The organism is Cellvibrio sp. ATLC23 (assembly GCF_057196725.1).
Genome location: NZ_JBXUOS010000006.1, coordinates 208,099 through 220,614 on the forward strand (window position 1 = coordinate 208,099; position 12,516 = coordinate 220,614).

The 12,516-nt window shown below is 51.8% G+C and carries 12 protein-coding genes; 6 read left to right on the forward strand and 6 right to left on the reverse strand.

The genetic code is table 11. From position 1 onward, the window contains the following. Window positions 1-44 precede the first annotated feature (44 nt). The 5 genes from hpf (at window position 45) to yjgA (ending at window position 2,735) form a co-directional block, all read left to right on the forward strand. Window positions 45-335 (forward strand): ribosome hibernation-promoting factor, HPF/YfiA family, encoded by a 291-nt coding sequence (gene hpf / locus AC2CG4_RS11865; RefSeq protein WP_062066721.1) that lies wholly within the window; start codon window positions 45-47, stop codon window positions 333-335. Between the two features lie 99 nt (window positions 336-434). Continuing rightward, entirely contained in the window at window positions 435-884 is a 450-nt protein-coding gene (gene ptsN / locus AC2CG4_RS11870; protein ID WP_062066724.1) for a PTS IIA-like nitrogen regulatory protein PtsN, read from the forward strand. A gap of 13 nt (window positions 885-897) precedes the next feature. Continuing rightward, complete coding sequence (gene rapZ / locus AC2CG4_RS11875; protein ID WP_484486455.1) at window positions 898-1,767, forward strand: RNase adapter RapZ; 870 nt, start codon at window positions 898-900, stop codon at window positions 1,765-1,767. A 3-nt stretch (window positions 1,768-1,770) separates the two neighbouring features. Next, window positions 1,771-2,043 (forward strand): HPr family phosphocarrier protein, encoded by a 273-nt coding sequence (locus tag AC2CG4_RS11880; RefSeq protein WP_484486456.1) that lies wholly within the window; start codon window positions 1,771-1,773, stop codon window positions 2,041-2,043. Window positions 2,044-2,216: 173 nt separating this feature from the next. Continuing rightward, the gene (yjgA, locus tag AC2CG4_RS11885; protein ID WP_484486457.1) at window positions 2,217-2,735 is read left to right on the forward strand and encodes a ribosome biogenesis factor YjgA; all 519 of its coding nucleotides are present in this window, start codon (window positions 2,217-2,219) and stop codon (window positions 2,733-2,735) included. Between the two features lie 55 nt (window positions 2,736-2,790). On the opposite strand, the gene AC2CG4_RS11890 is transcribed toward yjgA, so the two are convergent. The 6 genes from AC2CG4_RS11890 to AC2CG4_RS11915 are packed head-to-tail and all read right to left on the reverse strand — an operon-like array spanning window position 2,791 to window position 11,652. After that, the gene (locus tag AC2CG4_RS11890) at window positions 2,791-6,987 is read right to left on the reverse strand and encodes a YhdP family protein (protein ID WP_484486458.1); all 4,197 of its coding nucleotides are present in this window, start codon (window positions 6,985-6,987) and stop codon (window positions 2,791-2,793) included. Between the two features lie 52 nt (window positions 6,988-7,039). Further along, window positions 7,040-8,509 (reverse strand): ribonuclease G, encoded by a 1,470-nt coding sequence (rng, locus tag AC2CG4_RS11895; RefSeq protein ID WP_484486459.1) that lies wholly within the window; start codon window positions 8,507-8,509, stop codon window positions 7,040-7,042. Then, the gene (locus tag AC2CG4_RS11900) at window positions 8,506-9,132 is read right to left on the reverse strand and encodes a Maf family protein (protein ID WP_484486460.1); all 627 of its coding nucleotides are present in this window, start codon (window positions 9,130-9,132) and stop codon (window positions 8,506-8,508) included. The genes rng and AC2CG4_RS11900 overlap by 4 nt, the downstream gene beginning before the upstream one ends. 30 nt (window positions 9,133-9,162) lie before the next feature. Next, window positions 9,163-9,648, reverse strand: a complete 486-nt coding sequence (gene mreD, locus AC2CG4_RS11905) for a rod shape-determining protein MreD (RefSeq protein WP_484486461.1) — start codon at window positions 9,646-9,648, stop codon at window positions 9,163-9,165. Further along, a complete protein-coding gene (gene mreC, locus AC2CG4_RS11910; RefSeq protein WP_484486521.1) occupies window positions 9,648-10,565 on the reverse strand; it encodes a rod shape-determining protein MreC in 918 nt (305 codons plus the stop codon). The genes mreD and mreC overlap by 1 nt, the downstream gene beginning before the upstream one ends. A gap of 52 nt (window positions 10,566-10,617) precedes the next feature. Next, the gene (locus AC2CG4_RS11915) at window positions 10,618-11,652 is read right to left on the reverse strand and encodes a rod shape-determining protein (RefSeq protein ID WP_062066743.1); all 1,035 of its coding nucleotides are present in this window, start codon (window positions 11,650-11,652) and stop codon (window positions 10,618-10,620) included. A 513-nt stretch (window positions 11,653-12,165) separates the two neighbouring features. On the opposite strand from AC2CG4_RS11915, the gene gatC reads away from it, so the two are divergent. After that, complete coding sequence (gene gatC / locus AC2CG4_RS11920) at window positions 12,166-12,453, forward strand: Asp-tRNA(Asn)/Glu-tRNA(Gln) amidotransferase subunit GatC (RefSeq protein ID WP_062066746.1); 288 nt, start codon at window positions 12,166-12,168, stop codon at window positions 12,451-12,453. Window positions 12,454-12,516: the final 63 nt, after the last annotated feature.

Genomic DNA, 12,516 nt, shown 5'->3' on the forward strand with positions numbered 1-12,516 from the left:
TGCTCTAGTAACAGCCGTTTTGTTTCCAGCGAGAGGAAGTACTTATGCAATTAAATATCAGCGGTCACCACGTAGAAGTAACTGATTCAATGAGAGAGTATGTCTCCAGTAAATTGGAGCGACTGAGCCTGCACAACGACCGCATCACCAGTGTTAATGTCATCCTCTCGGTAGATAAACTGATTCAAAAAGCAGAAGCCACTATTCATGTAAGCGGTAAAGATTTATTTGCCGATGCCACCCATGAAGACCTGTATACCGCTATTGATGCACTATCCGACAAGCTTGATCGTCAATTGATTAAACACAAAGAGAAAATGCGCAGTCATCGCTGAGTGCATGGCAGCCAGCCATCGTTAATTTGAACCTATGCCGCCATTGCTAGTATGCGATGTCGGCATCACTTGTTGAGAGATGCACAGCATCACCTTGTTATGCAAATTCAATCCCTGATTAGCCCCGGCCGCACACTTTGTGGCGTTGAAGGTGGCAGTAAAAAACGTGCACTGGAGTTGCTCGCCAACACCATCGCACAAGATATTCCCGATATCGATGCCGATGAATTATTTCGCCGCCTGATTGGCCGCGAGCGTCTGGGTTCTACCGGCATAGGCCACGGCATTGCGATTCCCCACTGCCGGGTTGAGCATTGCAGCGGCACCGTAGGTGCGCTGATCACTCTGGCTGCGCCAATCGACTTCGATGCCATAGACTCGCAGCCAGTCGATATTTTATTCGCCATGCTGGTGCCGGAAGATGCCCATAGCGAACATTTACAAACCCTCGCCGCGCTTGCTGGTGCATTAAATAACGCTGAATACCGCCAGCGTTTGCGGGCGGCCAAGAGCAACGAAGCGCTTTATCAAGCAGCGCTAATCACTTAAGCAGGATTTTGTTATGCATCTGGTGATCGTCAGCGGCCTGTCAGGGTCGGGTAAAAGTACAGCGCTTCACGTTTTGGAAGACGTGGGTTTTAACTGTATCGACAATCTGCCGGTGAGCCTGTTGCCCGCACTGGTTGCCCAGATCCAGATCCACAAAGACGACCAGCACCGGTTTGCGATTGGCATAGATGTGCGCAATGCCTGGCAGGATCTGGCCATCTTTCCGCAAATGATTAGCACCCTAAAGGAGGCTCACCTACCCTTCCAAACCCTGTTTCTAGATTCACAGCCATCTGTGCTAATCCAACGCTTTAGTGAAACCCGACGCAAGCATCCACTGTCCGATAAACACACCAGCTTGGAAGAAGCTATTAGCGCAGAAGATCAGCTACTTGAACCTATTCGCGACTGCGCCGATCAAGTCATCGATACCAGCCACCTGAACCTGCACGAATTGCGCGATTTAGTAAAAGAGCGTGTGGTGGGGCGCAGTGAATCGACTATGGCTATTTTGTTTGAATCCTTTGGGTTCAAGCACGGGGTTCCGGTTAATGCCGATTTGGTATTCGATGCGCGCTGCCTGCCCAATCCTCATTGGAAACCTGCATTGCGACCCCAGACAGGCAGAGATCAGGACGTGATTGAGTTCCTTGAAGAACAAATAACGGTAAAGGAAATGTACGACGATATAGAACATTACCTGACCCGCTGGTTGCCGCGCTACCAAGCCAACAACCGCAGTTACATTACTATTGCGATAGGCTGTACCGGCGGCCAACACCGTTCGGTGTATTTATCCGAACGGTTACAAAAACATTTCGATCACAGTTTTAGCGATGTACAAGTTCGCCATCGCGACATTAACAAACACAAAAAACCCTAAACCATGCACATCGAAATACTCGACATCATTAATAAACGCGGCCTGCATGCACGTGCTGCAGCTAAACTTGCCACCCTTGCCAACCAGTATCAGGCCAAGGTGCAAGCGCGTGTCGGCGAAGGCCACTGGGCCGATGCCAAGAGCGTGATGTCATTGATGTTATTGGCTGCAAGTCAGGGAACCGCTTTGCAAGTCAGCGTGGAAGGTGAGGATGCCGAAGCCGCACTTTGTGCGATCCGCGCGTTGATTGCCGACCGCTTTGAAGAAGGCGAATAAACCAACTATCGTTATAGTCAGCCATTCTCCAACAGACATTCTGGCAAAAGCGGTTGTTGTTGTTGCTTTTCTGCACTAAGCTGCGCGACCTTTTCCGGCACCATGTATTACACGCTTTTGCCGGTTTAGCCCTATATTCATTTGCGCTTTGCGCACCAAGTACAGTTATTCTTATGGTTTACAACTACGACGACATCAATCCCGATGACTACATCCTCAGTAAATCGCAGGTTAAACGCGATATGCATGCGCTGCAGGCACTGGGTGAAAGTTTTATCACCATGAACGAAAAGCAACTCGCGCAGATTCCGCTGAGCGAGGAAATGCTGGACGCCATCTACATCGCGCGCAAAATGCCGCCCAAAGAGGCGCGCCGCCGCCAGATTCAATATATTGGCCGCTTGATGCGCGAAGGTAATCACGAAGAAATTAAAGCCGCTGTCGATAAGCTGCAAAACCGCAGCGACCAGTATGTACACCGCCAACATCAAGTAGAGCGCTATCGCGACTTGCTAATTGAAGGTGACAAGCAAATCTTCCAAACCTTGGTGACTTCTTGCCCAGGCATTGATGTACAACACTTGCGCCAGTTAATCCGCAGCGCGCAAAAAGAGCGCGAAGAAAATAAGCCGCCGGCGAATGCGCGCAAACTGTTCGGGTTTATTCGCGAGCAACTGGACGCACAGGATTAGTCATATATTCCGCTGCGAATCACACACAAACAATAAGGGCGCCCAGAAGGCGCCCTTATTGTTTCTTGCGAGTGCTATTTGCTGAAGGCTTGTCGGGTGGCAAGGCTTCCTCTTGTTTTTCATTTACGCTATCACGCAAACTTTTTTCACTTTCAAACAAGCGGTTAAAACGCATTTTCGGCTCGTCCCAACTGCCTTTAATCGTGTAACTGACACTAGTCGCCTGATCTACCTGCTTTTTGAATAGTTTGCTAATCAAATAAACACCGGCAGCGGCGGGCAATCCGGTTGCAAGGGCAGCATAGAAAGTTACGTTCCCAGCCACAGGCAAGGTGGCAACCAGACGGGTATTGAGGGTTTCATTGCGCAGATCAATACTGCCCGCCATTTGCATACCACTGGAGGGTGTGCGGACGATTAAGGGTTCTTCAAACACCATTGTTCCCTGATTGAAACGCACCTTTCCGTTGATAGCGTCATAGGCGAGGCCACTTTTGTAGAGATCCGAAAAGTCAAAACGCAATCGGCGCGCTAGCGTATCGAAGTTAAGAATCGACATCAGGCGCAGAATGCCGTCGCCCGCATTGGCTTCACGTTTAAAACGCCCGGTTTCAATTGCGATACTCATCTCGCCATTGAGATTTACCAGATTAAAGTCTTGCGGTGAGCCTGCCCAAAACAGATCGGCACTAAAGTGTGCAGTTTCGCTTTCTATAGTGTCTGGCTTACCCCACGCGCGCAATACGCCGCCCAAGTCAGCCGCACTTAAGTTGCCGATAAAACGTGTCTCTACTCCTGTTGGCGTGTTTTGCCAAATCAGACGGGCACCTTCCTGTGCCTCATCAACGGCGCTGACCGTAACACCTCTAATGCTGCCGCGAATATTATCGATCACCACCCCTTGCTCATTCGGGCGCAGTTGCAGCGACCAATTGCCATAGTTGTTATCGTCCAGCAACAAGGATGCAATACTGATGTTCGCCAAGGGTAATTTACGTGGATCAATAATCTGCACCGGTCTGGCTGGTGCAGCAGCACTGGTTTCTCCCGTTGCCTCGCCGGCACCATCCACTACCGCGATCTGATCTGCCTGCCCCAACATGTTCTGGGTGAGCGATAAGCGAGTCAAATCAACTTGCAATGGGATAAACGGACTGTCCGGCACTAACAACCTGCCTGCAACCACCGAATTCTCTACCTCCAGTTGCCAGCCAAGCGGCGCTGGTACGGCAATCACATTCAGATTTTCAAGAACAGTGGAGCCAAGCTCATACTGCCCCAACATCAACTCCGCACGAAAGGGCAAACCGGCGACCAGCCCTGCGGGCACTTTCTGTTCAGGCTCATATGACGTCGCGGCTTGCGACGATGACAAGGCCTGAGCAATAGCGGGAGTGAGTCGCTCGGTATAGGTTTTGTAGCGCGCCTGCACCTCTTTCCATGCATCCAAATCAATGCCGGGTAAAAATCCAGAAACTAAAAATTGCGGTTGCTCGCTGAGTTTTGCATCACTGGCAAGGGCGATATTAGCGTTGAGTAAATTATTGTTGCGCGCTCGATCCGTGCGCAGCAAGGCTTGGATGTCATTGTTATAGCGCACATCTATTTGCGCCTGATTTTCTTGCAGCCAGAGTTTGAATTCAAATGGCCGCTCTCCCTTGGCGGGCTTGCCATAAGGTGCAGGCAAGTTGACACTAACGTTCTCCAGATTGCTGGTAATGGTCACTTCGGCAAACGCTTGCTCCGTAAATACAGCAGCGGATTGCACAGTATCCAGAGGCTCTTCCGGACTCAGCTCAATCAGATTTTTCAGGCGCGCTGGGCGATGATGTAATTCTACGCGCGCGCGATAGGGTAAGTTGCCGCTGAGAAACAGTGCTTCAGGTCGCTTGCTCCAGTAGGCAATTTGGTGCGCGTCGACCACACCATCCAGTTCAATCAGCGTTTTACTGTAACTATCGAGCTTAACAGTACCCAGCCTGGCCTCAATCGGCTCATCAAAAAAGTGAGCATGAAGTGTGTCGCTGCTAATTCCTGTATCACTGTTGTAGCTGATGTGACCGGTTAAATCATTCAAAGCCAAATTCAGGTTTTGCAATTCAAACCTCGGTACATCAAGCGCAACATCTACCTGTTGATGCGCCCCTTCCGGTTTATCCTCACCAGTTCCAATGGGGATATCCAAGTCGAGCTGCGCCTTCATTTCACCCTGCATAGACCAAGAGTCCATACTGTCGCCCAAATATTGGCGTAGCATACCTTCGCGCAACACTCGGACGCCGTCGCTGGCAGCCCCGCTGATTTCACCATCCACCTGCAGCAGTGAGCCCTGCCCTCGCGCACGCGGATTCACTCGCACTTCTGCACGGTTCACCTTACTCGTATAGAGTTTGGCATCGGTCACGCTAGCAAAAACCTGAGCATCGCTAACCAGAAGACGGCCATCCAGTTGCGTTAAAGCTGGCCAACCGGGGTGATAGTTAAGCTCTGCCTGCTCTATGTCGAGATACAGCTGGAAAGTGCGCGCCATAGGATTTTTGGTATTGAGCGTGCCGCGATAAACAAAACCGGCTTGTGTGGCTATACCCGAATTTTTTCCGCCAATACTCTGTTCCAACCAAGCGAGAAGCGATTGAGGTGCCAAAGCAGGGGTGTATTTTTGATAAAGACTGGCATTCAGCTGGCGAGCTCCAATTTGTAGGTAGAGATCAATATCACCCGTATTGCGCTGCCATGGCAGGGATAGCCACATATAACCGTGCGCTAACTCCTCCCCCTGCTGGAACTCCAACTGGCCGCTATTGACATAAATCTGGTTATTTTCCGGTTGCAAATGCCACGCGACCTGACCTTTGGCGCGGTCGTATTTCATAGGCGCCGAATAGGTAGGGGAATAGTGCATGGTGAAGTGTTGCTGCACATCTATATCGACAAATCCACCCTTTTGACCTGCTTGCAGGTAGCCCTCCACACCGGTAAGAGCAGGCACGCCACGCCAGGCATCGTTAGCCACCTGCGCAAGATTGGCGCGCAGCTGCCACTCTTTCGGCGCCTGTAAGGGCAAGGTCAATTGCAGGTTGCGTACTTGTCCACGCAGGTTGAGCGCTGTTAATACCTTTTGTAACTTGCCATCGCCCAATACCCCTGCGCTATCTAACATATTGCTTAAACGGCTAAGATCCAGCTGATCCATGCTGATTTGCAAGGGTTTTTTAAACCCGGTAGAGGCCACCGCAATATTTACATCGGTGATCTTTTGCTCATTCATGGCGGCGTTAATTTGCTGTAGCCCCAACCGCCATTCACCGCTGGGCGCCCAATAACCAGTCAGTTCAGTGGCAAAATTATCCAGCGACAGGCGGCGCTCCCCCAGCGGAAGTGATAAACGCTGCAGCCCCAAGCGTCCAACCAAATCGTAACCTTGTTGACCAACGCGACTTTCAAACCAGATATTGGCATCGATCATTCCCTCGCTCTGCACACTGGCTTTACTCACTCCATTGAGCAAAAACGCACTGGTTGCGGCGATGGGTTCACTGGTGGGAAAACGATTCAGCTGCAGATAGCCTTTGCTACGAAAGCTGGCCTGATCCCGTGGATCACCCTGTCCTTCCATGATCAGATAGACACTGCGCGGCTGCTCATCCACATCGATTTGCAGAGCAAGGCGATGGAAATCACCGGCATTTTCCAGCAGCAAATAAGGTGAAGCCAACTGCATTTGTTTGCCCGAAGCAAACTGAAAACTGAGGTGACTGCGCTGAAATTCAATCTTGGTGGAGAGCAGCAGCATATCGAGCAGCGCGTCCAACTGCACACCCGGTTTATTGGCGTCGGTGCGCTTCGGCAGACCGGGAATTTGCCAAAAACCATCGGCGGTCTGGGCAAAGCTCATATCCACTTGGCGGAGCGATAGATTGCTCCACACCAGGCGCAAGTTGACGAGCGACTCCAGCATATCGAGCCGCAGGCGGGCTTGTTTTAAGGCAACTATAGGTTCGTCAGTCTGACTCTTAATGCTGAGATCGCGAATCAGCAAACTCGGCTTCAAACCGTCCCAATCAGCTTGAATCTGACCTATGGCCACCTGAGCATTGAGTTTGGAAGAAAAATACTCAGCAATGCTGTGATTGTAATCGCCCAACAAATAGGAAAAGCTACGCCCGGATTGCACCAACACCGCCAATAAAATCAGCGCGAGGGCAACCAGAAAGTACGACCATTTCACCAGTTTGCGAAAAGCACGAGTCATTGCAGCGATCTATTCCGGGCTAGGGGTTGCTGAGTAAATGTTGCATTGCACATCAGACCAACACGATATCGTACTGCTCTTGTTGAAAGAGCGCCTCAACCCTGAATTCGATGGTTCGGTTAATAAAAGCTTCCAGATCGGCCACATAGGCGGCCTCTTCATCTAGCAGGCGGTCAACCACCAACTGCGATGCCAACACCAAAAACTTTTGGTTGTCATAAGTGCGTGCCATGCGCAAAATTTCACGGAAAACTTCATAACATACAGTCTCCGCCGATTTCACCTGCCCGCGCCCCTGACACACAGGGCAAGGCTCACATAACATCTGCCCGAGAGATTCACGGGTACGCTTGCGCGCCATTTCCACCAAACCCAGTTCCGAGACACCCGTAATGCGAGTTTTGGCGTGATCTTTTTCCAGCGCCTTTTCCAGGGTGCGCAATACTTGCCGCTGATGCTCAGGGTCTTTCATATCGATAAAATCGAGAATGATAATGCCACCCAAATTGCGCAGCCGCAGCTGGCGGGCAATCGATGAAGCTGCTTCCAGATTGGTCTTGAAAATTGTCTCTTCCAGATTGCGATGGCCGACAAAAGCGCCGGTATTCACATCCACCGTAGTCATGGCTTCGGTCTGTTCGATAATCAAATAACCGTTGGATTTGAGCGGCACGCGCGGTTCCAGGGCGCGGTGGATTTCCTCTTCCACGCCGTAGAGCTCCAGCAATGGGCGATCACCGCTGTACAGCTCAATTAAGTCCACCAATTGCGGCGCATATTGGGCAGCAAATTCCTGCATTTGTTGCCAGGTCAGCCGCGAATCCACCCGCACCCGGTCAATCGGCGCACGCGCCATATCGCGCAGGGCGCGCAGATAGAGCGGCATATCGCGATGAAGTTCCGCAGGCACCCCCAAGGTAGGCAATTTTGCGGTTAAATCCTCCCACAGCTGGCGCAAAAAGGGGATGTCCGCATTGATCGCTGCGGCATCGGCGCCTTCCGCCACGGTGCGCACAATAAAACCACCACTAATACCCTGCTCTGCAACCGCGGTTTCCACCGCTTGGCGCAAACGCTCGCGCTCGGGTTCATCCTCAATGCGGGTAGACACCCCTATGTGACTGGAGTTAGGCATGTACACCAGATAGCGAGAGGACAGCGTGAGATGGGTGGTCAGGCGCGCACCCTTGGTACTAATAGGATCTTTGGCCACCTGCACCAATAGCGTTTGCCCTTCGCGCACCAGGGTGCGTATATCCGGCACTTCGCTGCGGCGAACCTCGCCCTCGGGAGGTTCGGGCATCATATCGGCAGCGTGGATAAAACCGGTGCGCTCCAGACCAATCTCGACAAAAGCCGCCTGCATACCCGGCAAGACTCTGACCACCTTGCCTTTATAGATATTGCCAACGTAACTTTCGCCGTGGCTGCGCTCGATGTAAAACTCCTGCACTACACCATTTTCCACCAGCGCTACACGGGTCTCCACCGGGGAGACATTGATTAGAATCTCTTCACTCATAGCTCTACTCCGGCAGTCCACCAGGCAATACCGAACTCCTTCAGCAACTCACAGGTCGCTTCGATCGGCAGGCCAACAACAGCGGAATAGCTGCCGCGGATTTCGTTAACAAACACTGCGCCCAAACCCTGAATCGCATAACCGCCCGCCTTATCCTGCGGCTCGCCCATTGCCCAGTAAGCGGCAATTTCGGCATCGCTTAATTCGCGAAACGTCACATCAGTGATAGACACACGCAGCGCTTGCTGGGTAGATGAATGAAGCGCGACGGCAGTAATGACTTGATGGGTGCGACCTGATAGCTGCCGCAACATCTGCTGGGCGTGGGCTTGATCGCGCGGTTTTTCAAGAATGGCGCCATCCAATAAGCCGAGTGTATCGGCCCCGAGTACAGGCGCGATGGGCAATTTTTGTTGGAGCAATTGAGCAAAACCGGCAGCAGCTTTCTCACGAGCGAGACGCTGAACATAATCCAACGCGGTTTCACCCGCCGCAGGCTGTTCAGGAATGGAGGCGGAAATCACCGCATGGCGCACACCAATCTGGCGTAAGAGTTCGCTCCTGCGAGGCGACTGGGATGCAAGATACAAATCTGGAACAACATCGGAAACAACTGCGCTCACGCTGAAAACTCCTGATACCGCAAAGGGCAGTTAATGATGGTAGCGATGCGTTATACCGTTTAGCCACCAAGAGCAGACGGGCCATAAGAGCGCGCTGGTGATTGCCGGATATAAAAATTGAATACCCGACAACTGGCGCCCGGCCATGCCCTGCACCCAGTTATCCGTTAGCTGGGCGATACCAACCAGCACAAAGATCCAAGCTGATTGACGGCCAATTGAAAAGTTGCGCACCCGCTGATACGAAAGAATACAAATATAGGCAACGATTATCAGGCCGAGACTGTGCTGGCCAAAGGGCACGCCTTCCAGCAAATCCTGAAACAACCCCAGGGCACAGAGCAGCGTAAAGCTGATCGTTAGCGGCATAAAAAAGATCCAGTAGATCGCCACTACCAACACAAACTCAGGGCGCCACCAACGCATATCCATTGGTAACGGATAGACCGACAAGATTAATGCCGCCAAAAAACTCAGCGCGACAATAAAATAAAGATTCAGCTGCGGGCTGAGCATCAGCGCGCTCCGGTGGCCGAGCTGGAAGAAGACGATCCAGCGGAAGCAGCAGGTTCGGTTGCCGGCAGGCTTAAGGCGCCCGGCACACTGGCCTGATCGCGGTTTTCAAAGACTAATAACAAATGACGACTGCGATCCAAACGCGCCATAGGTTTGGCAATCACTGTGAGAAATGCTTTGCCCGGATCACGCACCACTTGCAGCACCTCGGCAACCGGATAGCCAACCGGGAAGCGCGCGCCCAAACCGGAACTGACTAGCAAATCACCTGCGCGAATGTCGGTATTGGCCGATACGTGGCGCAGACTAAGGCTATTCAAATCGCCTGTACCTTCAGCAATAGCACGCACGCCATTGCGATTAACCTGCACTGGAATCGCGTGGGTCGAGTCCGAGATAAGCAGTACCGTACTGGACGCTTCACCCACCTCAATCACCTGCCCCATCAAACCAAACGCATCCAAAACCGGTTGCCCCTTAAACGCACCATCTACCGTACCGCGATTGATAACAACCTTATGACTGAGTGGGTTGGGCGACACGCCGATTAATTCGGCAATCAGCACTGTATCCTGCAGCATCTGGCTGGCATTGAGCAGTTGGCGCAAACGCACGTTTTCGGCTGCCAATGAAGCCAACTGTTGCAGCTTGCGCTGATGAATCAACAATTCGGTTTTAAGCGCTTCATTTTCGAGCTTGAGATCAGAATGAGAAACAAACGTATCCTTGCGCCAATCGTTTACACGGCTGGGCAGGTCGGTAATCTGGTAGAAAGGTGTTACCACTTGGGCGAGCTTTTCGCGCAGCGGTTCAAGGCGATCGGTATAAAGCCCAACAATCACCAGCGCCATGGTAATCAAAATAAAAATAAAAGCGCGACTGGTGGCTGATGAGCCTCGGGCAAAGAGCGGTTTAATGGCGAGTTCTCCCCTGGAGTTGAAGCCCGTTAATCACGGGCTACAAAACAAATCAGGACGACAGCAGGTCAATATTGCGCTTGTCATTCATCTCCAGCGCAATACCACCACCACGAGCCACACAGGTCAGCGGGTCTTCAGCAACAATAAAGGGCAGACCGGTTTCGTTCGACAGCAGGCGATCAATATCACGCAGCAAAGCGCCACCGCCGGTCAAAACAACACCGCTTTCAGCGATATCAGAGGCCAATTCCGGTGGCGATTGTTCCAGCGCACTTTTTACTGCTTGAACAATACCGGCTAATGGATCTTGCAGGGCTTCGAGAATTTCATCGCTGCTCAGGGTAAAGCTGCGCGGCACACCTTCGGCCAGATTGCGGCCGCGCACATCGATCTCGCGAATTTCACTACCGGCAAAAGCACAGCCAATTTCTTGCTTGATCCGCTCAGCAGTTGCATCACCAATCACGCTGCCGTAGTTGCGGCGCACGTAGTTAACAATGGCTTCATCAAAACGGTCGCCACCGATACGCACGGAATCGGAGTACACCACACCGTTCAAAGAGATAACGGCAATCTCGGTAGTACCACCACCTATATCCACTACCATCGAACCATTTGCTTCCGATACTTTCAGGCCAGCACCAATTGCCGCTGCCATTGGCTCTTCAATCAAACGCACTTCACGCGCGCCAGCACCTAATGCAGATTCGCGAATCGCACGCTTTTCAACTTCGGTAGAGAGACAGGGAACACTGATCAGAACGCGGGGGGATGGGCTAAACCAGGAGTTTTCGTGCACTTTGCGGATAAAGTGTTGGAGCATTTTTTCGGTGACCTGGAAGTCGGCGATCACACCGTCTTTCAGCGGGCGGATGGCGGTAATGTTGCCCGGTGTACGGCCCAGCATACGCTTTGCCTCAACGCCTACGGCTTCCACAATTTTGGTGCCGTTGTGATGGCGAATCGCCACCACCGATGGCTCATTAAGCACTATGCCGCGACCGCGCACATAAATCAGCGTGTTTGCTGTACCAAGGTCGATTGAGAGATCGTTAGAAAATGCTCCACGCAAAAGTTTCATCATGACGGGACGAGGCCTTAAATTAGAATGTGTTAAATAGAATTCGGGTTGTTTTGTGTTGCTAACAACGGTTGCCTACTATTGCGACGGCGCGCTCATGGCAATCAGGATTCAATTCTGCAAACGCAGTTCCCTGAATATTTTCTCCGCAACTTATTGCTTATGAGACGGAGAATCCCTGCAAATTTTTAAGAAGCGCGCAGTATAAGTGAATTTTCGCTTTTTATCCGACCTAAATTAACCGCAAAGTTCAAATAAATCGCTAATATCGCCGACGTTTGCGGCTACTTTTTGCGCAATGCGCGCAGCGCTAAAAACATTTACCTAGCAAGGTTAAAAACTCGCCGCACTCTATCAACCACAAGGGTTCAGGGCAAGGCGCAAATGTGGTACCTTTGGCGCCCGTTTTTAGTGGTATAGCCAAGCTTCGCTGCCGTTCGCCACACTTTTACTGTTTACGTTTTTTGCTTTTTCACCATTCTGTTTTCATGTTTCATTTGCTGGAGCTAAGACCCCATGGCTGTAGACCGTTCCGATATCGCCAAGCTCGCCAACCTGGCGCGCATCCAGATTAGCGATGAAGCCGCCGATGAAGCGGCAAAAAGTATCTCCGATGTGCTGGCACTGGTTGATCAGCTGCAAGCGGTCAATACCGATGGCGTATTGCCCATGGCGCACCCACTGGATGCCGTACAGCGCCTGCGTGCGGATGTAGTGACAGAACCCAACCAGCGCGACGCTTTCCAAGCGATTGCACCCGCCACCCAAGACGGCCTGTATTTGGTGCCGCAAGTTATTGAATAAAAATGTAGGGGCGCCGCTTGCTGCGCCCAGAGAATGTAAGGGCGTCATTTGCTGCGCCCCTAC